General features: G+C 62.3%; 19 protein-coding genes and 3 tRNA genes. 8 read left to right on the plus strand and 14 right to left on the minus strand.

Annotated features, from left to right (window positions below; translation table 11 throughout):
- Positions 1–2: 2 nt before the first annotated feature.
- From AC2FM3_RS02450 to AC2FM3_RS02465, 4 genes are all read right to left on the minus strand, one after another.
- Positions 3–1034, minus strand: a complete 1032-nt coding sequence (locus tag AC2FM3_RS02450; RefSeq protein ID WP_170340251.1) for a branched-chain amino acid ABC transporter permease — start codon at positions 1032–1034, stop codon at positions 3–5.
- A 104-nt stretch (positions 1035–1138) separates the two neighbouring features.
- Positions 1139–2485 carry a substrate-binding protein gene (locus AC2FM3_RS02455; protein WP_496678792.1) on the minus strand — a complete coding sequence of 449 codons (1347 nt, stop codon included), beginning with the start codon at positions 2483–2485 and terminating at the stop codon, positions 1139–1141.
- A 123-nt stretch (positions 2486–2608) separates the two neighbouring features.
- Positions 2609–2845, minus strand: coding sequence for a hypothetical protein (locus AC2FM3_RS02460; RefSeq protein WP_496678794.1), 237 nt, complete (start codon positions 2843–2845; stop codon positions 2609–2611).
- A 46-nt stretch (positions 2846–2891) separates the two neighbouring features.
- Positions 2892–2975: transfer RNA gene (locus AC2FM3_RS02465), tRNA-Tyr, on the minus strand.
- Between the two features lie 116 nt (positions 2976–3091).
- On the opposite strand from AC2FM3_RS02465, the gene rlmB reads away from it, so the two are divergent.
- From rlmB to AC2FM3_RS02485, 4 genes are all read left to right on the plus strand, one after another.
- Positions 3092–3865: a 23S rRNA (guanosine(2251)-2'-O)-methyltransferase RlmB gene (rlmB, locus tag AC2FM3_RS02470; protein WP_496678796.1), complete on the plus strand. Its 774-nt coding sequence runs from the start codon at positions 3092–3094 to the stop codon at positions 3863–3865.
- A gap of 12 nt (positions 3866–3877) precedes the next feature.
- Positions 3878–4168, plus strand: a complete 291-nt coding sequence (locus AC2FM3_RS02475; protein ID WP_496678949.1) for a hypothetical protein — start codon at positions 3878–3880, stop codon at positions 4166–4168.
- Between the two features lie 145 nt (positions 4169–4313).
- Positions 4314–4721 carry a YHS domain-containing (seleno)protein gene (locus AC2FM3_RS02480; RefSeq protein WP_496678798.1) on the plus strand — a complete coding sequence of 136 codons (408 nt, stop codon included), beginning with the start codon at positions 4314–4316 and terminating at the stop codon, positions 4719–4721.
- A 201-nt stretch (positions 4722–4922) separates the two neighbouring features.
- Complete coding sequence (locus AC2FM3_RS02485; RefSeq protein WP_496678799.1) at positions 4923–5393, plus strand: CoA-binding protein; 471 nt, start codon at positions 4923–4925, stop codon at positions 5391–5393.
- A gap of 4 nt (positions 5394–5397) precedes the next feature.
- On the opposite strand, the gene AC2FM3_RS02490 is transcribed toward AC2FM3_RS02485, so the two are convergent.
- From AC2FM3_RS02490 to hisA, 4 genes are all read right to left on the minus strand, one after another.
- Positions 5398–5973, minus strand: coding sequence for a hypothetical protein (locus AC2FM3_RS02490; RefSeq protein ID WP_496678800.1), 576 nt, complete (start codon positions 5971–5973; stop codon positions 5398–5400).
- A gap of 85 nt (positions 5974–6058) precedes the next feature.
- Positions 6059–6376: a phosphoribosyl-ATP diphosphatase gene (locus tag AC2FM3_RS02495; RefSeq protein WP_496678801.1), complete on the minus strand. Its 318-nt coding sequence runs from the start codon at positions 6374–6376 to the stop codon at positions 6059–6061.
- Positions 6373–7134: an imidazole glycerol phosphate synthase subunit HisF gene (gene hisF / locus AC2FM3_RS02500; RefSeq protein ID WP_496678803.1), complete on the minus strand. Its 762-nt coding sequence runs from the start codon at positions 7132–7134 to the stop codon at positions 6373–6375. The genes AC2FM3_RS02495 and hisF overlap by 4 nt, the downstream gene beginning before the upstream one ends.
- 123 nt (positions 7135–7257) lie before the next feature.
- The gene (gene hisA / locus AC2FM3_RS02505) at positions 7258–7980 is read right to left on the minus strand and encodes a 1-(5-phosphoribosyl)-5-[(5-phosphoribosylamino)methylideneamino]imidazole-4-carboxamide isomerase (RefSeq protein ID WP_496678804.1); all 723 of its coding nucleotides are present in this window, start codon (positions 7978–7980) and stop codon (positions 7258–7260) included.
- A 135-nt stretch (positions 7981–8115) separates the two neighbouring features.
- On the opposite strand from hisA, the gene AC2FM3_RS02510 reads away from it, so the two are divergent.
- Positions 8116–8523, plus strand: coding sequence for a DUF2147 domain-containing protein (locus AC2FM3_RS02510; protein ID WP_496678805.1), 408 nt, complete (start codon positions 8116–8118; stop codon positions 8521–8523).
- Positions 8524–8527: 4 nt separating this feature from the next.
- Here the strand turns inward: AC2FM3_RS02510 and hisH are convergent, their stop codons facing one another.
- Together hisH and hisB are read right to left on the minus strand one after the other, a co-directional pair.
- A complete protein-coding gene (gene hisH, locus AC2FM3_RS02515; protein WP_496678807.1) occupies positions 8528–9166 on the minus strand; it encodes an imidazole glycerol phosphate synthase subunit HisH in 639 nt (212 codons plus the stop codon).
- Complete coding sequence (hisB, locus tag AC2FM3_RS02520) at positions 9167–9754, minus strand: imidazoleglycerol-phosphate dehydratase HisB (protein WP_496678809.1); 588 nt, start codon at positions 9752–9754, stop codon at positions 9167–9169. It abuts the gene before it with no gap.
- A 155-nt stretch (positions 9755–9909) separates the two neighbouring features.
- Here hisB and AC2FM3_RS02525 point away from each other — a divergent pair, with 155 nt between their 5' ends.
- Positions 9910–10149 carry an Lrp/AsnC ligand binding domain-containing protein gene (locus AC2FM3_RS02525; protein ID WP_149774720.1) on the plus strand — a complete coding sequence of 80 codons (240 nt, stop codon included), beginning with the start codon at positions 9910–9912 and terminating at the stop codon, positions 10147–10149.
- A gap of 70 nt (positions 10150–10219) precedes the next feature.
- On the opposite strand, the gene AC2FM3_RS02530 is transcribed toward AC2FM3_RS02525, so the two are convergent.
- A tRNA-Gly gene (locus AC2FM3_RS02530) sits at positions 10220–10294 on the minus strand.
- A gap of 34 nt (positions 10295–10328) precedes the next feature.
- Positions 10329–10403: transfer RNA gene (locus tag AC2FM3_RS02535), tRNA-Gly, on the minus strand.
- Between the two features lie 413 nt (positions 10404–10816).
- On the opposite strand from AC2FM3_RS02535, the gene AC2FM3_RS02540 reads away from it, so the two are divergent.
- Positions 10817–11797, plus strand: a complete 981-nt coding sequence (locus AC2FM3_RS02540) for a hypothetical protein (RefSeq protein ID WP_496678810.1) — start codon at positions 10817–10819, stop codon at positions 11795–11797.
- A 59-nt stretch (positions 11798–11856) separates the two neighbouring features.
- Here AC2FM3_RS02540 and AC2FM3_RS02545 read toward each other — a convergent pair whose 3' ends face one another.
- Entirely contained in the window at positions 11857–15294 is a 3438-nt protein-coding gene (locus AC2FM3_RS02545; RefSeq protein WP_496678811.1) for a pyruvate carboxylase, read from the minus strand.
- A 120-nt stretch (positions 15295–15414) separates the two neighbouring features.
- On the minus strand, positions 15415–16575 hold the full coding sequence (locus AC2FM3_RS02550) for an alpha-hydroxy acid oxidase (RefSeq protein WP_496678813.1): 1161 nt from the start codon (positions 16573–16575) through the stop codon (positions 15415–15417).
- Between the two features lie 161 nt (positions 16576–16736).
- Here AC2FM3_RS02550 and AC2FM3_RS02555 point away from each other — a divergent pair, with 161 nt between their 5' ends.
- On the plus strand, positions 16737–19370 hold the full coding sequence (locus AC2FM3_RS02555; RefSeq protein ID WP_496678815.1) for an ATP-dependent helicase: 2634 nt from the start codon (positions 16737–16739) through the stop codon (positions 19368–19370).
- Positions 19371–19624: the final 254 nt, after the last annotated feature.

Genomic DNA, 19624 nt, shown 5'->3' on the forward strand with positions numbered 1-19624 from the left:
GGTTATTCCTCCATCACGCCTTTGCGGCCCATCAATCCCCGCGGACGGGTCAGAAGAACGATGATCGCGACCAGGTAGATGATAATCTGGTTGATGCCCGGGATCGTGGTGGTCGCCCAGGTGGTCGAGGCAAAGCTTTCAAGGATGCCCAGAAGGAACCCGGCCAGAACCGCACCGGGTAGCGAGCCCATGCCGCCGACGACCACGACCACGAAGCTGAGCACCAGAAAGTCCATGCCCATGTGATAGTTGGGCGGGTTCAGCGGCCCGTACATCACGCCCGCGAGGCCAGCCACCGCGGCGGCGATGCCGAACATGATGGTGAACCGGCGGTCGATGTTGATGCCCAAGAGGCCCACGGTTTCTCGGTCGGCCATGCCGGCGCGCACCACCATGCCGAAGGTGGTGAACTGCAGGAAAGAGAACACGCCTCCGATGATCACGACCGCGAACAGGAAATAGACCAGTCGCCAGATCGGATAGATGATGGCATTCGGGTCAAAGCCAAGCGCCACGCCCAGATCGACGGACCCGCTCAGCGCGGCAGGCGGCGGGGTCTGGATCGGGTTGGCGCCGAAGAAATACTTGATGATTTCTTGCAGAACGATGGCCAGGCCGAAGGTCACAAGGATCTGATCTGCATGGGGACGCTTGTAGAAATGCTTGATCAGGCCGCGTTCCATCACGTAGCCGACCATCAGCATGATCGGGATCGCGAACAGGATGGCCAGTGGCACGGACCAGTCGATGATGGTCGCGCCCAGCTCGGGGCCGAACCAGCTTTCGACATAGGGGGTCTTCACCTTCAGCGGGTTGCCCAGAAAGTCGGTCTGGGTCTCATCGACCACCTCGTAGCTGAGGTTGAAGATCTTCTGAAGCGTGACGGCACAGAAGGCGCCGATCATGAACAAAGCCCCGTGGGCGAAGTTCACCACGCCGAGCGTGCCGAAGATCAGCGTCAGCCCCAGCGCGATCAACGCATAGGCCGAGCCCTTGTCCAGCCCGTTCAGAATTTGCAGTAGGATTGCGTCCATTGTCCTTACCTTTGACTGGTCCCGGCAGCTCTCCCCGGTCATGAGACCGGGAAGAGCCGTGTTGCGGACTCAGAGATTTCCTTGTGGAAAATCTCGTGCCGGGGTTATGCGCCCGGGTTGCACTTGCCCAGTTCGCCGCCGGCGAACATCGGGTGGTCGGGTGCGTATTCCACCTGCGCGCGCGGCGTGATCTCGACGATCTCGAGCGTGTCATAGGCGTTGGTCGGGTTCATGTTGCCACGCACGACCAGCACGTCCTTGAAGCACTGGTGGTCGTCGGCGCGGTACAGGGTCGGACCATTGCCCAGCCCGTCGAACTCGAAACCTTCCAGGGCCTCGACGACGCCGCAGGGGTTGAAGGTGCCGGCGCGCTCGCACGCATCCGCATAAAGCAGAACCTGGGCATAGCAGGTCTGAGCCGAGTTCGACGGCGGCTTGCCGTATTTCTCGCCGAAGGACTTCACGAAGGCCTTGGTGCCCTCATCCTGCAACTGCCAGTTCCAGTTCATCGAACCCAGCACGCCCTTGATGTTCTCGCCCGCACCGGCGGCCATCAGTTCCGAATAGAGCGGAACGACGATCTTGAAGTCCTTGCCGTTCACGACCTTGTCGAGCAGGCCGAACTGGATCGCGTTGGTCAGCGAGTTGACCATGTTGCCGCCGTAGTGGTTCAAAACCAGCACGTCCGCGCCCGAGTTCAGAACCGGCGCGATGTAGGACGAGAAGTCGGTCGATGCCAGCGGGGTCTTGACGGTGTTGACCGTCTCCCAGCCCATCGCCTCGGTCGAGGCCACGATCGACTCTTCCTGGGTCCAGCCCCAGTTGTAGTCGGCGGTCAGGTGATAGGCCCGACGGTCGGAACCCATTTCCTTGGCCAGCACCGGCGCCAGCGCCGCGCCCGACATGTAGGCGTTGAAGAAGTGACGGAAGCCGTTCGCCTTCTTGTCCTTGCCGGTGGTGTCGTTGGCATGCGTCAGGCCGGCCATGAAGATCACGCCCGCCTCTTGGCAGAGGCCCTGAACGGCCACGGCCACGCCCGAGGACGAGCCGCCGTTGATCATGATCGCGCCATCTTTTTCGATCATCGACTTGGCCGATGCGCGCGCCGCGTCCGACTTGGTCTGCGTGTCGCCGGTGACGAACTCGACCTTCTTGCCCAGGATGCCGTTGCCTTTCAGCGCCTTCGACGTGAAGGTGTTCAGGCAGCCGCCGTCGCCTTCGCCGTTCAGATGCTCGACCGCCAGCTGCTGCGCCAGCAGTTCGTCATTGCCTTCTTCGGCATAGGGGCCGGTCTGCGGCACGTTGAAGCCCAGCGTGACCGATCCGCCCGTGGGTTCGTTGGTATAGGCCGCGGCCGACGAGGCGGTGAAGATCGTCGGCAGAGCCAGACCGGCGCTTGTGACGGCACCAGATTTCAGCACGCCGCGACGCGTGACAGATTTGTTTGACATGAATTCCTCCCATTCAGCGGGTTGCGCCCTCGGGCTCCTCTTCCGTCGGGTAAAACACAACCTCGCAAGCCGAGTATGGGGGGCAGAAGGAAAATTCCCCAACAAGTGGCTGGAAAGGAAATATTATTTTGTAAAAAAGTGAACTGTCCATCGAGGAGAGTTGTAAAGATCGGCAAGAGGATTCGGATTATCCCGCTGTTGCAAATCGGTTTCCTCGAAAACTTTTGTGCCGTCCGGCGACAGAACCGTCGGTGCCTTCCTACAAGCTTGGCAGGCATTTTGCGGTGTGCAACCGCATGCTTTGCCGCGGCGCGCATGTTTTCCCGGCCATTGACGCAATGTCGGGCGGATTCGCGTCATCCAGACGCGCGCCCCGGACACCATTTCCAACAAGCTCGAGTGGAGATGGTGGGCGACCCTGGAATCGAACCAGGCGTGCGTCTCCGCGAGGGAGTTACAGTCCCCTGCCACACCTTGCGGCCTGTCGCCCACTGTCAGGCGTTGCACCTGACGTGGAGGCGTGATTACTAGCGCTCAAAAGCAGCGTCAACAGGAAAATTTCGCGTTGGCGCAGGAAACATCCTTCCCGGCCCGGAGGCCAGCAAAATGAAGAAACCGAAGTGGGTGATCGAGAAAGAACAGGCGCGCAAAGCGGCGGCGTCCGAAACAGTCTGGCTGTTCGGATTGCACGCCGTGCGCGACGCGCTGATGAACCCCAAGCGGCAGAAACTGCGCCTGATCGTGACCCGCAACGCGCAGGACAAGCTGGCGGATGCGATCTCGGAGGCCGGACTGCAGCCCGAGGTCGTCGACCCGCGCAAGTTCACGGCACCAATCGACCCGGGCTCGGTGCATCAGGGCGCGGCGCTTGAGGTCAAGCCGCTGGAATGGGGGGGGCTTGCCGAGAATTGCATCGGGCGCAAAAACCCTCGGGTGCTGCTGCTGGACCGCGTGACCGATCCGCACAATGTGGGCGCGATTCTGCGCTCGGCCGAGGTTCTGGGCGCCAGCGCGGTCATCGGCACACGCCATCACTCGGCGCCGGAAACCGGTGCCCTGGCCAAGACCGCCAGCGGGGCGCTGGAGCGCCAACCTTACCTGCGGGTGCGCAACCTTGCCGACGCGATCGTCAAGTTGCAGAATATGGGGTTCCTGGTTCTGGGCTTGGATGGTGAGGCCGATCAGACCATCGAGGCGGCGCTGGACGGCCGGCGCGATCAGCCCGTGGCCCTCGTGCTGGGGGCCGAGGGGCCGGGGTTGCGGCAAAAGACCAAGGAAACCGTGGATGAACTTGTCAAAATCGATGCGGCGGGCGGTTTTGGTTCGCTGAACGTCTCAAATGCTGCGGCGATTGCCCTATATGCGTCTCAGCCGCACTGAAAGGAGACAGCCATTCCCGCCCCGTCCAAGATTGCCACATGCTGTTATTGCGGTACCCGCGCCGCACTGGTCCTGAAAGGCCGCGAGCGGCATGAGTTGAGCTGTTCCAGTTGCGGCGCCCCGCTGCATGAGCTCAAGATGCTGCCGCGCAAGAAAGCACCGGAACCCGAGCCGCGCAAGACGGACAGCGTGGCAGTGCGGCGCAACGTGCCGATCAAAAACAAGCGCCGAAAAAAGAAAAAAGGCCTGCTGTATCGTGTGCTCGACGAAGCCTGGGATGTTATCGAGGACGTTTTCGATTGAACGCAGCGTGACACGCGGCTTCACAACTGCGTCAAGGGGGTTTCGCGGCGCGAAAAAAGTTGCATCTTGAAGCGCCTATTGCCCTCAAACTGTGACTGCTATGCTGACTCGACGCTCTGTCCTTACCGGTCTTTCCCTAGCCTGCATGGCCCCGACCACGCTGTGGGCGCAAAAGCGACCGGTGTTCTTTGAAACTGCAAGCGGCGCGATGGCGGGCTTTGATACCGTGTCCTATTTCCGGGACGGTCGCCCCGTTCGGGGCAAGCCAGACATCGTGGTGATGTGGAAGGGAGCGGCGTGGCATTTTGTTTCTCAAGAGAATCGAGAGGCGTTCGAAAGCAATCCACGGGCCTTCGCTCCGCGGTTTGGCGGCTATTGCGCCTTCGCCATGGCACACGGTCAGCTTAGCAGCACGGACCCGACAGCCTGGAAAATTGTGGACGGGCGCCTGTACCTTACACATTCACCCGAGATCGAGAGGGTATGGGAGGCGAACATGGCGGAATACATCCGCAAGGCCGAAGTGAACTGGCCTGACATCTTGTATCGATGACTGGAGAACGTGCGCCGAGATCAAGCTGTCATCACAAAATTGCGCGCAGCCCCTTTTTTTTCCTTAACTCATGCCTAAATGTCACAGTGACCGCGGAATGGAACTGCCGCGGGTCATTTCACTGTCCCTCGTTCCAACAACTGGCGCTCAAGGTATCCTTGGGCGCTTTTTTCTTTTCCAAGTCACGGCTAGGCTGCAGCCATGACTGACTATTCCGATGACTTCCTCAGATCCGTCCTGAAACGCACCAAGGTGGTAGCGGTCGTTGGCGTGTCGATGAATCCGGTGCGGCCCAGCTATTACGTCGCGCGCTACTTGTCGCTCAAGGGGTACAGGGTGATTCCAGTCAATCCCGGCCATTCCGGAGCTGATCTTTTCGGTGAAACCGTTCGGGCTTCGTTGGCCGAAATCTCGGAACCTGTTGACATGGTGGACATTTTCCGCAGGTCCGAAGCCGTTCCCCCGATCGTGGACGAGGCATTGGCCACTTTTCCCGACTTGCGCACGATCTGGATGCAGATCGGTGTCGAAAACGCCGAGGCCGCCGCGGTGGCGCAGGCGCGCGGGGTTGATGTGGTGATGAACCGCTGCCCCAAGATCGAATATCAACGCTTGTTCGGAGAGCTGCGTATGGGCGGGTTCGCCACGGGGATCATCTCGTCCAAGCTCTAGCTGCTCAGTTGACCGCCGCCGGTCTCAGCCGGGCCACCTGCTCTTGCCGTCGTTTCTCCAGCACGATGTCGCGCGGGACCCATTCGTACCGCGAGTCCTTGCGCAAGGGCGCCCAGAAAAGAATCCCGCCATAGCGCCAGGGGTCCAGGACGACTCCATCATACATCGAAGTGCCGCGGCGGCTGATGATCGCCGTGCTGTGATCTATTCGGAACGGGTTGTCGGCATTGGCGATCGCGCGGTGGAGGGTCAGCGTGTGAAACTTCTCTTGGTTCAGGCGGCGTTCCATGTCCTCGGCCCAGTGCCAGCACAGCCCGCGCGGCCGCAGCCCCTTGTTGACCTTGGCATTGTGGATCAGCGGCGGATCGGTGATCTGGTATTCCTGCGCCAGCTGCGCGGTGTAGGCGTAGGCGATTCGAGCCGCGCGCTGGGCCTCTTCGGGGTCCACCTCGGGCCCCAGCGCCCGGATCTGGGCTGCCAGACGCGCGACATCGTCGCTGCGGGCGGGCGGCGCGGACGTGCATGCGCCAAGCCCCAGAATGGCCAGCATCGTCATTGTCCAGATCATGGGTTTGAACATGCCTGCGTCCCTTGTCGACCCTGCGCCCGACAGGCGCTTCGGTCAACCAGTATAGGGCGCGGACGCTATTGGTGAAAGCCGGGTGTCAGCCCCGGTCGCGTGCGGCCTTTTCGGCGATGCCGCTGGTGCCTTGCCGCCTGGCAAGCTCGGCCAGAACGTCCTCCAGCGCCACGTCGCGTGCGGCCAGCATGACCAGCAGGTGATACAGCACGTCGGCGGCCTCGGATGTCAGCCGGTCGCGGTCGCCCTTCACGGCTTCGATGATCGCCTCCACGGCTTCCTCGCCGAACTTCTCGGCGCATTTCTCGGGGCCTTTGGACAGCAGCTTGGCGGTCCAACTGGATTCGGGGTCCGCGCCCTTGCGGGATGCGATCGTGGCGGCCAGATCATCCAGTATGCTCATGTCAGCCTCATGGGGATACCCGCAGCGGCCATGTGTTCCTTGGCCTCGCGGATCGTGTATTCGCCGAAATGGAAGATCGACGCCGCAAGCACCGCGCTGGCCCCACCTTCGGTCACGCCTTCGACCAAGTGGTCCAGATTACCCACGCCGCCCGAGGCGATCACCGGCACGTCGACCGCGTCCGAGATCGCGCGGGTGAGGGGAATGTTGAACCCCGCCTTGGTGCCGTCGCGGTCCATCGATGTCAGCAGAATTTCGCCAGCGCCCTTGGCGACGACGGTTTTGGCAAATTCGACGGCGTCGATGCCGGTAGGTTTGCGCCCGCCGTGGGTGAAGATCTCCCATTTGCCGGGGCTGACGGTTTTGGCGTCGATGGCGCAGACGATGCACTGGCTGCCGAACTGGTCGGCAGCTTCGGCGATCACGTCGGGGTTGGACACGGCGGCCGAGTTGAAGCTGACCTTGTCGGCCCCCGCCAGCAGCAGCGCGCGCACGTCATCCTTGGTACGCACGCCGCCACCCACTGTCAGCGGTACGAAGCACTGCTCGGCCGTGCGCTGAACCACGTCGAACATGGTGCCGCGGTTTTCGTGGGTGGCGTGGATGTCAAGAAAGCAGATCTCGTCAGCGCCGGCGGCGTCATAGGCCTTGGCCGATTCCACCGGATCGCCCGCGTCGCGCAGGCCCACGAAGTTCACGCCTTTGACTACGCGGCCATCGGCGACATCCAGACAGGGAATGATGCGGGTTTTTAGCATGGGGTGGTTATAGCCCTGGGGATTCTGTCGGCGCAATTTGTTTTGGAGGGGCAGGGGGCTGTCTGCCCCCTCTTGGCCTGCGGCCAATTCACCCCCGAGGATATTTCGGGCCAGATGAAGCGGTCAGTCGCGCAATGCTGCCAGCGCTTGGCGCAGATCAAGCGCTCCGTCATAAAGCGCGCGACCTGAAATCGCGCCGTTCAAGTTTGCGCCGCAGTCGCGCAGCGCGATCAGGTCGTCCAGCGAACTGACCCCACCGCTGGCGATCACCGGGATCGAGACTGCCCGGGCCAGGTCGGCCGTGGCCTCGACATTGGGGCCTTGCATCGCGCCGTCGCGGTTGATGTCGGTGTAGATGATCGCCGCCACGCCCGCGTCTTCAAAGCTGCGCGCCAGGTCGGTCACCATCACGTCGGTTTCCTCGGCCCAGCCCTTGGTGGCGACGCGTCCGTTGCGTGCGTCGATGCCGACGGCGACCTGGCCGGGAAAGGCCTTGGCCGCCTGACGGACCAGATCGGGGTTTTCCACCGCAACCGTGCCCAGAATCACCCGGGCCAGCCCTTTGTCCAGCCAGGTCTCGATCGTGGCCATGTCGCGGATGCCGCCGCCCAGCTGGGCCGGTACCTCGCAGGACTTCAGGATCGCCTCGACCGGGGCGGCGTTCACGGGTTCCCCGGCGAAAGCGCCATTCAGGTCCACCAGATGCAGCCATTCACAGCCGGCTTCGACAAACGCGCGGGCCTGGGCGGCGGGGTCTTCGTTGAAGACTGTGGCCTTGTCCATCTCGCCGCGCAGAAGGCGCACGGCCTGGCCGTCTTTCAGGTCGATTGCGGGGTAGAGGATCATGTCGGGCGGCCTTCTCGTGACTGGTACTGGCGCGGGATATGGCACAGGCGGGGCAGGGGATGCAACGCGACGCAAAGTCAATCTTGCCGGAACGGGTGCCGGCGGTCAGACTGCCTGCAAAACAGGGAGGACACCATGAACAAACTTGCTCTGGCCGCTGCTGCGGCGCTGGTCACCATGGCCACTGGCGCACGTGCCGATGACCCGGTCGACGGGCTTTGGAAAACCCAGCCGGGGGATACCGGCGGATATCTGCACGTTTCGATCAGCCCTTGCGGCAGCGCCGTTTGCGGCATCATCGACAGCGCGTTCGACAAGGACGGAAACCAGCAGCTGGATTATGAGAACCTGGGCAAGAACATCATCTGGGACATGGTCGCGGATGGCGGAGGCAGCTACAGCGGCGGCAAGATCTGGGCACCGGACCGGGACAAGACCTACAACTCCAAGATGTCGCTGGACGGTCAGAACAAGCTGACGGTCAAGGGTTGCGTTGCGGGCGGCCTGATCTGTCGCGGCCAGGCCTGGACCCGCGTGCAGTAACCGGTCAGGGGGCCCAAGTCAGGAAGTTTCCGATCATCCTCAGGCCCACATCCTGGCTTTTTTCAGGGTGAAACTGCATCCCGATCATCGTGTCGCGGCCGATTACGGCCGTGACCGGCCCGCCATAGTCCACATGGGCCAGACGCTGCGCCGGATTGGCGACGCGGAAATGGTAGGAGTGGACGAAATAGACATGATCGCCTGAGTTGACGCCGTCGAACACCGGGTGCTCGCTCTCGATCACCAGATCGTTCCACCCCATATGCGGAACCTTAAGCGTTCGGTCCGTGGGCTCGATCCGCACCACGTCTCCGGTCACCCAATTCAGGCCTGGCGTGTCGGTATATTCGCGGCCCGTGGTCGCCATCAGCTGCATGCCGACGCAGATACCTAGGAATGGGCGGCCTTTCTGCTCGACCGCTTCGACCATCGCATCGTGGATGCCCTTGTGCCCGCGCAGCTCGGCCTCGCAGGCGGGAAAGGCGCCGTCGCCGGGCAGCACCAGCCGATCGGCGCGCGCCACCACATCGGCGTCCGAAGTCACGACGACCTCGCCCGCGTCCAGCTCGCGCGCCATGCGTTGAAACGCCTTTTCCGCCGAGTGCAGGTTGCCGCTTTCGTAGTCGATGATCGCGGTCAGCATCTAGAGCGCGCCTTTGGTGGATGGAATCGCATCCCCTTTGCGCGGATCGGTCTCGACCGCTTGGCGCAGGGCGCGGGCGACGGCCTTGAACGCCGCCTCGGCGATGTGGTGACTGTTGAACCCGTGCAACTGGTCGATATGCAGGGTGATGCCGCCATGGGTGGCCAGCGCCTGAAAGAACTCGCGCACCAACTCGGTGTCGAAACTGCCGATCTTGGGTGTCGGCAGGTCCACGTTCCAAACCAGAAACGGTCGGCCCGACAGGTCCAGCGCGCAGCGCACCTGCGCGTCATCCATCGGCAGGTGGCACTCGCCATACCGCCGGATGCCTTTCTTGTCCCCCAGCGCCTGCGTCAGCGCCTGACCCAGCGCGATGCCGGTGTCTTCGACGGTGTGGTGGTCGTCGATGTGATAGTCGCCCTTGGCCCGGATCGTCATGTCGATCAGGGAATGCCGCGCCAACTGGTCCAGCATGTGATCGAAGAACCCCACGCCGGTCTGGTTGTCATAGGTGCCGGTGCCGTCGAGGTTGACCTCGACCGAAATCGCGGTCTCGGCGGTCTTGCGGCTGATCGAAGCTGTGCGCATTGGCGAAATCCTCTTGCTACAGGGGCGCTTATAGACGGGGACGGGCGGGGGATTCCAGTCAGATCGTTTCGGTCGCGGCCAACTGTTGCAAGGGATTGCACCCGGCTGCCCGGCGTGCCAGCTTGCGCGCAAGGAAACAAACAAGGTCATTGCAAATGTCCACCTGCGTCTTCATCCAGATCCGCTGCAAACCCGGCACCACCTACAAGGTCGCCGAAGAAATCGCGCTGCGCGAGATTCATTCGGAGCTGTATTCGACCAGCGGAGAATGGGACTTGCTGCTCAAGCTCTACATCCCCAAGGACCAGGACGTGGGGCATTTCATCAACGAACGGCTGCTGGACATTCCCAACATCGAACGGTCGCTGACCACGATGACGTTCAAGGCGTTCTGACAACGCACACCGATCCGGCCGATATGCGGCTGGGTCGGACCCGACTTTGTGTTCGGAAAAAGCTGACATCTGGAGCGGGCGATGAGATTCGAACTCACGACCCTTACCTTGGCAAGGTAATGCTCTACCCCTGAGCTACGCCCGCAAACAGATATCTTGTATGACCTTTCGGTCCTCGTTGGAGCGGGCGATGAGATTCGAACTCACGACCCTTACCTTGGCAAGGTAATGCTCTACCCCTGAGCTACGCCCGCGCCGTCGAGTGAGGCGTGAACTATAAATTCTGGCGGAAAGCTGCAAGAGGAAAAACGCACGAAAACCGAAAAAATTTTCCGACGGAACAGCGCCGCGCGGCCGTTCAAAACCTGAAACACCCGGCTGAGACGATAGTGGAGGTGAAATGAGGGGCAGGGTCGAGAATTTGAAGCTTGTGGCCTTGGCAGGCGCAATCCTGCTGGCGTTGATGGCCGGTCAGCCGGACAAGCACCGCCAAGATCACAGGGAGTCAAGGGTTGTGATGCAAGTCCGGACACTGGCGTCCAACAGCTGACAGGGTTTCGTCGTCAGACTTTTGCCACTTTCTAAATTTAGTGTATTCGTTAATCTCTATTTGTCCGCAATCCGTGTCGTGATGCGTTCGTCCCGGATAGCTCGGAAGGAGTTAGTGATGCATAAGATTTCTTCAATTTCGCGGGTCGTGGCGACATCGATATTGCTGGCCGGGGCGGTCGGCTTCGTTGCGGTTGTGGCCACGCCTGACATTGCGATTGCCAAGAACGGAAATGGCAACGGCAACGGTGGGGGCAAAGGCGGCGGCAACGATGGCGGCAAGGGCAAAGGAGCCGACAAGGCCGGCGACCGCGGAAGCGCCAAGAGCGGCAATTCCGGGCGCAGCAACGCCAGCAAAGGCAAATCGGGTCAGGGCAAAGGTTTCTTGTCCGGATTGGGGCTGTCCAAGCCCAAAACCGAGCGCAAGTCAGCCAAATCGAATAACCGCAGCACCGGGCAGAACGGGTTCGTGGCGAAACTGGACAACCTGTTCAAAGGGAAAAAGAAGGCCGAGACACCGGTCCGGAAGGCAAGGGTCGCGCCCGTGACTACGGTGGTGGAAGAACCCTATGTCAAACCCAGCAAACACGGCAAGATCGCGTCCGAACTCAAGGGATTGAATGCTGCTCATGCCAGCCAGACGGCTTTGATGAACGCGGCCCCGAACAGCATGCCGGGGAAGCTTTACAGCTATCAGCAGAGCATACTCGGTTTCTCTGGCGCGGCCGAGGATCTTGAACAGCGCGAACGGGAATTGGCCGACCTGCAAGGCTTGACCGACTCTGAGATCGAAGACCAGTTCGCGCCGACCGAGGAAGAAGCCGCCGAAGGCATCACCGCGCAGGAAAAGTATGAAGCCGCCGTGGCCGAGGCCGAACAGGCCGTGACCGAGGCCGAAGACGCGCTGGCCGAGGCTGATGATCCGCGAGAGGCGCTGGACACGCTGACCGGCGGCCGCGACCTGTCGGATCCGGCGTTGCATGAACTGCACGACCTGTTGGGCCTGCCGGCGCCGATCGAGCAGGACGACGAGGTTTCGATCGACGACACGCCGGACCAGTTGCCGCAACAGCCCGTCGCGGAAACCAGCGACGGCTGAACGGGTAGAAACGAAAAAAAGGCGCGCCGTGGGGCGCGCCTTTTTTGTGACGATACTGGTCACTCCAGTTCGATCAGCAGGTCCTTGGCGTCGATCTGGCCGCCGGGCTGGACATGCACCGCCTTCACGGTGGCGTCGCGCTCGGCATGGATGCCGGTTTCCATTTTCATCGCCTCGATGGTCAGCAGAAGGTCGCCTTCCTTGACTTCCTGGCCTGCGGTCACGGCCACGGTCGACACCACGCCCGGCATTGGTGCGCCGACATGGTTGGCGTTGCCCGGCTCGGCCTTCGGCCGCTGAATGGTCGAGGCCTGGACCATCCGGTTGGGCACCCGGATCACGCGGGGCTGACCGTTCAGTTCGAAGAACACCTTCACCTCACCTTTTTCGTCGGTCTCGCTGATCGCCTGGCACCGGATTTCCAGCGTCTTGCCGGGGTCGATCTCGGCCGAGATCTCCTCGCCCGGCTCCATGCCGTAGAAGAATGTCTTGGTCGGCAGGGTGCGCACCGGGCCATAGATCCGGTGACGGCCCATGTAGTCCAGGAACACCTTGGGATACATGAGGTATCCGTTCAGGTCCTCGTCATCGACCTCCTTGCCCTCCAGCAGTTTCGATAGCTCGGCGCGGGTGGCCTCCAGATCGATCGGCGGCAGGTGTTTGCCGGGGCGTTCGGTATTGGGTTTTTCACCCTTCAACACCTTCTTGACGATCTTCTCCGGGAAGCCGCCGGGCGGCTGGCCCAGGTTACCGCGCATCATGTCGATGACCGAGTCGGGGAAGGCGACATCGACATCGGGGTCTTCGACCTGCTCACGGGTCAGACTCTGGCTGACCATCATCAGCGCCATATCGCCCACCACTTTCGAGGACGGCGTCACTTTGACGATGTCGCCGAACATCTGGTTCACGTCCGCATACATCTGCGCCACCTCGTGCCAGCGTTCCTCCAGCCCCATCGACCGCGCCTGCGCCTTGAGGTTGGTGAACTGGCCGCCCGGCATCTCGTGCAGATAGACCTCGGAGGCGGGGGCCTGCAGCCCGGATTCGAAGGCGGCGTACTGGGCGCGCACCGCCTCGAAATAATCGCTGATCTCGCGGATCGCCTTGATGTCCAGCCCGGTGTCGCGGTCGGTGTGGCGCAGGGCCTCGACCACAGTGCCCAGCGTCGCCTGGCTGGTATTGCCTGAGAAGCTGTCCATCGCGCAGTCCACCACGTCCACGCCCGCCTCGCTGGCCGCCAGGATGGTGGCGCTGGCGATGCCGGCGGTGTCGTGGGTATGGAAATGGATCGGCAGGCCGACCTCTTCTTTCAGTGCGCGGATCAGAACCCGCGCGGCGGCGGGTTTCAAGAGACCGGCCATGTCTTTAAGGCCCAGAACATGGGCACCGGCATCGCGCAGTTCTTTGGCCATGCCGACATAGTATTTCAGGTCATACTTGGCGCGGTTCGGATCAAGGATATCGCCGGTATAGCAGACGGTGCCTTCGCAGATCTTGCCGTTCTCGATCACCGCGTCCATCGCCACGCGCATGTTCTCGACCCAGTTCAGAGAGTCGAACACGCGGAACACGTCGATGTTCTTGGCGGCCTGGCGCACGAACTCCTGCACCACGTTGTCGGGATAATTGGTATAGCCCACCCCATTGGCGCCGCGCAGCAGCATCTGGGTCATCAGGTTGGGCATGGCCTCGCGCAGGTCGCGCAGGCGCTGCCACGGGCATTCCTGCAAAAAGCGATAAGCCACGTCGAACGTTGCCCCGCCCCAGCATTCGACAGAGAACAGCTGCGGCAGGTTCGCGGCATAGCTGGGTGCCACGCGGATCATGTCGATCGAGCGCATGCGGGTGGCCAGAAGCGACTGGTGCCCGTCGCGCATGGTGGTGTCGGTGATCAGCAACTGGCGCTGGGCCTTCATCCAGTCGGCCACGGCCTGCGGGCCTTTCTGTTCCAGCAGGTTGCGTGTGCCCATCAGCGGTTCGGCCTTGGGCGCGGGGGGCTTCGGTTCTTTCAGGTCGGCACGCGGGCGCGGGCGATCCTTGGTCTCGGGATGCCCGTTGACCGTGATGTCGGCGATATAGGTCAGAACCTTGGTGCCCCGGTCGCGGCGCTTCTTGAACTGGAACAGCTCGGGCGTCTCGTCGATGAACTTGGTGGTGTATTCGTTCGACAGGAAGGTCGGGTGCTTCAGCAGGTTCTCGACAAAGGCGATGTTGGTTGAAACGCCGCGCACGCGGAACTCGCGCAGGGCGCGGTCCATGCGGGCGATCGCCTTTTCCGGCGTGGGCGCCCAGGCGGTGACCTTGGTTAGCAGCGAGTCGTAATACCGCGTGATCACCCCACCGGCATAGGCCGTGCCGCCGTCCAGCCGGATACCCATGCCCGTGGCCGAGCGATAGGCCGTGATGCGTCCATAGTCGGGGATGAAGTTGTTGAGCGGATCCTCGGTGGTCACACGGGTCTGCAGCGCGTGGCCGTTGAGGCGGATCTCGTCCTGGCTGGCCTTGCCGGTGGCCTCGGCCAAGGTCTTGCCCTCGGCGATCAGGATCTGCGCCTGCACGATGTCGATGCCGGTGACCTCTTCGGTCACGGTGTGTTCGACCTGGACGCGGGGGTTCACCTCGATGAAGTAGAACTTGCCGGTCTCCATATCCATCAGGAATTCCACCGTACCGGCGCATTCATAGTTCACATGCGCGCAGATGCGGCGGCCCAGGTCGCACAGTTCGACGCGTTGTTCTTCGGTCAGATACGGGGCAGGGGCGCGTTCCACGACCTTCTGGTTGCGGCGCTGGACCGAGCAGTCGCGTTCATACAGGTGATAGATCTGCCCGTGCTTGTCGCCCAGGATCTGCACCTCGACATGGCGGGCGCGAGTGATCATCTTTTCCAGATAGCCCTCACCATTGCCGAACGCGGCCTCGGCCTCGCGGCGGCCTTCCAGAACCTTCTCCTCCAACTCGTCTTCGGAATAGATCGGGCGCATCCCGCGGCCGCCGCCGCCCCACGACGCCTTGAGCATCAGCGGATAGCCGATCTCGGCCGCTTCCTTGCGGATCGCGTCCATGTCATCGCCCAGAACCTCGGTCGCCGGGATCACCGGCACGCCGGCGGCAATCGCTACCTTGCGGGCGCTGGCCTTGTCGCCCAGGGCGCGCATGGTTTCAGCTTTGGGGCCAATGAAGGTGATGCCGTTTTGCACGCAGGCATCCACGAAATCGGGGTTTTCCGACAGCAGGCCATAGCCCGGGTGGATGGCGTCAGCGCCGCTTTCCTTGGCGACGCGGATGATCTCGTCGATCGACAGATAGGCCGCGACCGGGCCCAGACCCTCGCCGATGCGATACGCCTCGTCCGCCTTGAACCGGTGCAGGCCCAGCTTGTCCTCCTCGGCATAGACGGCAACGGTGCGTTTGCCCATCTCGTTCGCGGCGCGCATTACGCGAATGGCAATCTCACCCCTGTTGGCGATCAGGATTTTCTTGAAGTCAGTCATGGCAAGTCCCGGTCTTTTGCATTTGGCCGTGTTAATAGACCGAGTTTGCACGCAGATATATCTGTAGTTCTGGGTAGAACCGGCATGTTATCGCTCGCAAACGCCGCCTATTGCGGCGTTTTATGGCACGTGCTGCATCGCGGCATCAATGTTTGCGGTAACATCCGGAAGATCTTTTAGCGTTGCGGCGCCCAATTGTCCCATATTTGCAAGCATATCCTGCCGCAGAATGTCGATGACATGGGTCGGGCCGCGCGCGCCCAATGCTGCAACGCCATAGAGGAAAGCCCGCCCCAGCATGACCAGATCGGCGCCCAAGGCGCGCGCCCGCAGAATATCCAGCCCGCCCGAAACGCCGCTGTCGAAGATCAGCGGCAGGTCGGTCGCGGCGCGGATTGCGGGCAGCATGTCGATGCTGGCCGGCGCGCCATCGAACTGGCGACCACCGTGATTCGACACCCACAGAGCGTCGATCCCGGCCTTCTTCAGCCGCTCGGCATCATCGGGGCGCAGCACGCCCTTTATGATGAGCGGCCCCTGCCAGTGGTCGCGCAGCCACTTGACATAATCCATGCCCGGAGAGGTCCTGAGCAGGTATCCAATATGCGCCGTGGGCGGCAGGTTGGTGGTGCCGTCGATATATTTGTCCAGCGTGCGCATCCGGGGCTTGCCGTGACGCGCCATGCCCCAGGCCCAGGCCGGGCGGGCGGCGATCTGCGCCAGCAGGCGCGGCGTCAGGCGCGGCGGATGGGTCAGGCCCGAGCGGGTCTGCCGTTCCCGGCGCGAGGCCACGGGCACATCGACCGTCAGCACAAGAGTGCCGAACCCGGCGGACCGGGCGCGGTTCAGCAGGTCGGTACGAATCTCGGGGTCCTTGGGCGGGTACAATTGGAACCAGGCGTCGGGGCCGATATGCGGGGCCATGTCCTCGGGGCTTTGGCTGGCGACAGTGGACAGAACATAGGGAATGCCCGCCTGCGCGGCGGCGCGGGCCATCAGCGCTTCGGCTCCAGGCCAGACCAGCCCGCACATCCCGATCGGAGCCATGCCGAAGGGCAGGGGGTAGTCGCGCCCCGAAAAGCGGGTGCCGGTGTCGAATTCCAGCGGGCCTTTCAGGATGGCGGGCAGAAACCCGATGCGGTCCAGCGCCGCCCGGTTGCGTCTGAGCGCGGTCTCAGCCCCGGTGCCGCTGTCGACATAGTCCCAGACAAAGCGCGGCAGCCGACGGCGTGCGCGGCGTTTCAGATCCTCGATCCCCGGATAGGTGCTGTGCAGGTCCATGTCGATTGATCCGACCTGAGGCCCGATTCGGCAAGGGTTTCGGACAGATGCACCCCAAGCCCCGCAGCAATGCAGCCATCGGATGGAAAATCTGAAAGATCGTGCGAACAAGTCGTGAACAAACCCTTTCCCTCGGCGCGCTTCCGGCTTAGTTTGGGCGCATGAGCAGTTTCGATGAAAATGACGCCTTCGAAGGCGCTTCGCTGTCGGCCCGCGCCATGGCCGCGCTTCGGCCCGAGGCGGACTACTTGAATGAATTGAACCCGGCGCAGCGCGAGGCGGTCGAGCTATTGGATGGCCCAATCCTGATGCTGGCCGGGGCGGGAACCGGCAAGACCAAGGCCCTAACCACCCGCATCGCACATCTGCTGAACACCGGGCGGGCCCGCCCGAACGAGATTCTGGCCGTGACCTTCACCAACAAGGCCGCGCGCGAGATGAAGGAACGGGTCGGCCGCCTGCTGGGCCAGCCCGCCGAGGGAATGCCGTGGCTGGGCACCTTCCACTCGATCTGTGTCAAGCTGCTGCGCCGCCATGCGGAACTGGCGGGCCTGAAGTCGAACTTCACCATTCTGGATACCGACGATCAGCTGCGCCTGCTCAAGCAGCTGGTGCAGGCGGCGAACATTGACGACAAACGCTGGCCCGCGCGGATGCTGGCCGGCATCATTGACGACTGGAAGAACCGCGCCCTGACGCCCGACAAGGTGCCCACCGCCGATGCCGGGGCCTACAACAACAAGGGCGTCGAGCTTTATGCCCAATACCAGACTCGCCTGCGTGAGCTGAACGCGGTGGATTTCGGCGACCTGCTGTTGCACATGGTCACCATCTTCCAGACCCACGCGGACGTGCTGGAACAATACCAGCGTTGGTTTCGCTACATCCTCGTGGACGAATACCAGGACACCAACATCGCCCAATACCTGTGGCTGCGGCTGCTGGCGGGCGGGCACAAGAACATCTGCTGCGTGGGCGACGACGACCAGTCGATCTATGGCTGGCGCGGGGCCGAGGTGGGCAACATCCTGCGGTTCGAAAAGGACTTTCCCGGCGCCCATGTGGTGAGGCTGGAACAGAACTACCGCTCGACCCCGCACATCCTGGCCGCCGCCTCGACCGTCATCCGCGGCAATGAAAGCCGTCTGGGCAAGGAGTTGTGGACTGCTGCAAAAAACGGCGAAAAGGTCCGACTGATCGGCCATTGGGATGGCGAAGAAGAGGCCCGCTGGATCGGAGAACAGATCGAAGACCTCGTTAGTGGAAATTCTCCAATAGCTAAACGCAGGCAAAACTCTCGATCAGAACAAATGATGAGGGAAGTGGAGCGTCTTGATGAGCTGGGTGCACTGCGAAAGCTAAATAGCAGAGAGCAGGTACTTGAGCAGCTAAAGGAGCACGACAGCTTCTTTGCGGACGAAGGCTTTTGGGCGGAAGAAAACAACAAGGACCTCGTTTGGGAATTAACAATGCGGAAACGGGAAGGGCTTTCTTTGGAGGAGCCTTTCCAAAAATTTGATCTCGATGAAATCGCCATCCTCGTGCGCGCCAGCCACCAGATGCGCGCCTTCGAGGACCGCTTCCTGACCATCGGCCTGCCCTACAAGGTGATCGGCGGCCCGCGATTCTATGAACGAATGGAGATCCGGGATGCCATGGCCTATTTCCGGCTGGTGGTTTCCCCCGAGGACGATCTGGCCTTCGAGCGGATCGTGAACACCCCCAAGCGCGGCCTGGGCGACAAGGCGCAGCAGACGATCCAGCGCACCGCGCGGGATCATGGCGTGTCACTGGTTCAGGGCGCGCGGATCGCGGTTGAACAAGGGCTGATCAAGGGCAAGGGCGCCGCGGCCCTGCGCGAACTGGTCGACGGGCTGGCGCGCTGGAACGCGATGACCCGCGGCCCCCGGATCGAGATCGAGGATGATGCGGTCATCGACGACGGCACTGCACCTGTTCGCTACGGCCCGCCCGAGGTGTCGCATATCGAACTGGCGCAGATCGTGCTGGACGAATCCGGCTATACCGCGCACTGGCAGAACGACAAGACACCCGAGGCGCCGGGCCGGCTGGAAAACCTCAAGGAACTGGTCAACCAGCTGGACAATTTCGAGAACCTGCAAGGATTCCTGGAGCATGTCAGCCTGGTAATGGACAACGAACAGGACAGCGGTGGGCCCAAGGTCTCGATCATGACCCTGCATGCCGCCAAGGGGTTGGAGTTTCCGGCCGTGTTCCTGCCGGGGTGGGAGGACGGGCTGTTTCCCTCGCAACGGTCGATGGACGAAACCGGTCTTAAGGGGCTCGAGGAGGAACGGCGGCTGGCCTACGTCGGCATCACCCGCGCCGAAGAGGTCTGCACCATTTCCTTCGCCGCCAACCGGCGCGTGTTCGGGCAATGGCAGAACGCGATGCCCTCGCGCTTCATCGACGAGTTGCCCGAGGATCATGTCGAGGTGCTAACGCCTCCGGGCCTATATGGCGGCGGTCAGATGTCGGCAGGCATTGAAACGCGCGCGGCGCAGGCCAACGTCTACAACTCGCCCGGCTGGAAACGGATGCAGGCGCGGCAGGGCCAATACGGCATGTCGCAGCCGCGCGAGTCCCGCAACACCGTGATCGACGCGACCGCCGTCGCCAGCTTCACGCTGGGCGAGCGGGTGTTCCACCAGAAGTTCGGCTATGGCGGCGTGGTCGGGATCGAGGGGGACAAGGTTGAGGTCGAGTTCGACAAGGCCGGGACAAAGAAGGTCGTCGCCCGCTTCCTGACCGCCAAGGACGACGTGCCGTTCTGATCCAGCGGAATGTGCCTGCCGGCACATGCTAGATTTGTTGTTTTGCGCCCGGGCATGCCCGTGGCGCCTTTTTCATGCCCGAAAGAAAAAACGGCGGTTCCCAGGGAGGAGGAGGGGAACCGCCGTTCTTGGCAACATCAGAGCAGGGAGGAGGAGAGCCCTGATGCATCCGAACCCGGGTTTTGCCCGGTATCTGAAGCGCGCGGTGACACCAGGGAGGAGGAGGGGTGCCACCGCGCTCTTTTCACATCGGG

It is taken from the genome of Ruegeria sp. BHSB172, assembly GCF_059613165.1.

What these genes read in the sequence shown, in the direction of transcription:
- AC2FM3_RS02450 (WP_170340251.1), bottom strand. Translation starts at nt 1,034, where the DNA reads ATGGACGCAATCCTACTGCAAATTCTGAACGGGCTGGACAAGGGCTCG.
- AC2FM3_RS02455 (WP_496678792.1), bottom strand. Translation starts at nt 2,485, where the DNA reads ATGTCAAACAAATCTGTCACGCGTCGCGGCGTGCTGAAATCTGGTGCC.
- AC2FM3_RS02460 (WP_496678794.1), bottom strand. Translation starts at nt 2,845, where the DNA reads ATGACGCGAATCCGCCCGACATTGCGTCAATGGCCGGGAAAACATGCG.
- rlmB (WP_496678796.1), top strand. Translation starts at nt 3,092, where the DNA reads ATGAAGAAACCGAAGTGGGTGATCGAGAAAGAACAGGCGCGCAAAGCG.
- AC2FM3_RS02480 (WP_496678798.1), top strand. Translation starts at nt 4,314, where the DNA reads ATGGCCCCGACCACGCTGTGGGCGCAAAAGCGACCGGTGTTCTTTGAA.
- AC2FM3_RS02485 (WP_496678799.1), top strand. Translation starts at nt 4,923, where the DNA reads ATGACTGACTATTCCGATGACTTCCTCAGATCCGTCCTGAAACGCACC.
- AC2FM3_RS02490 (WP_496678800.1), bottom strand. Translation starts at nt 5,973, where the DNA reads ATGTTCAAACCCATGATCTGGACAATGACGATGCTGGCCATTCTGGGG.
- AC2FM3_RS02495 (WP_496678801.1), bottom strand. Translation starts at nt 6,376, where the DNA reads ATGAGCATACTGGATGATCTGGCCGCCACGATCGCATCCCGCAAGGGC.
- hisF (WP_496678803.1), bottom strand. Translation starts at nt 7,134, where the DNA reads ATGCTAAAAACCCGCATCATTCCCTGTCTGGATGTCGCCGATGGCCGC.
- hisA (WP_496678804.1), bottom strand. Translation starts at nt 7,980, where the DNA reads ATGATCCTCTACCCCGCAATCGACCTGAAAGACGGCCAGGCCGTGCGC.
- AC2FM3_RS02510 (WP_496678805.1), top strand. Translation starts at nt 8,116, where the DNA reads ATGAACAAACTTGCTCTGGCCGCTGCTGCGGCGCTGGTCACCATGGCC.
- hisH (WP_496678807.1), bottom strand. Translation starts at nt 9,166, where the DNA reads ATGCTGACCGCGATCATCGACTACGAAAGCGGCAACCTGCACTCGGCG.
- hisB (WP_496678809.1), bottom strand. Translation starts at nt 9,754, where the DNA reads ATGCGCACAGCTTCGATCAGCCGCAAGACCGCCGAGACCGCGATTTCG.
- AC2FM3_RS02525 (WP_149774720.1), top strand. Translation starts at nt 9,910, where the DNA reads ATGTCCACCTGCGTCTTCATCCAGATCCGCTGCAAACCCGGCACCACC.
- AC2FM3_RS02540 (WP_496678810.1), top strand. Translation starts at nt 10,817, where the DNA reads ATGCATAAGATTTCTTCAATTTCGCGGGTCGTGGCGACATCGATATTG.
- AC2FM3_RS02545 (WP_496678811.1), bottom strand. Translation starts at nt 15,294, where the DNA reads ATGACTGACTTCAAGAAAATCCTGATCGCCAACAGGGGTGAGATTGCC.
- AC2FM3_RS02550 (WP_496678813.1), bottom strand. Translation starts at nt 16,575, where the DNA reads ATGGACCTGCACAGCACCTATCCGGGGATCGAGGATCTGAAACGCCGC.
- AC2FM3_RS02555 (WP_496678815.1), top strand. Translation starts at nt 16,737, where the DNA reads ATGAGCAGTTTCGATGAAAATGACGCCTTCGAAGGCGCTTCGCTGTCG.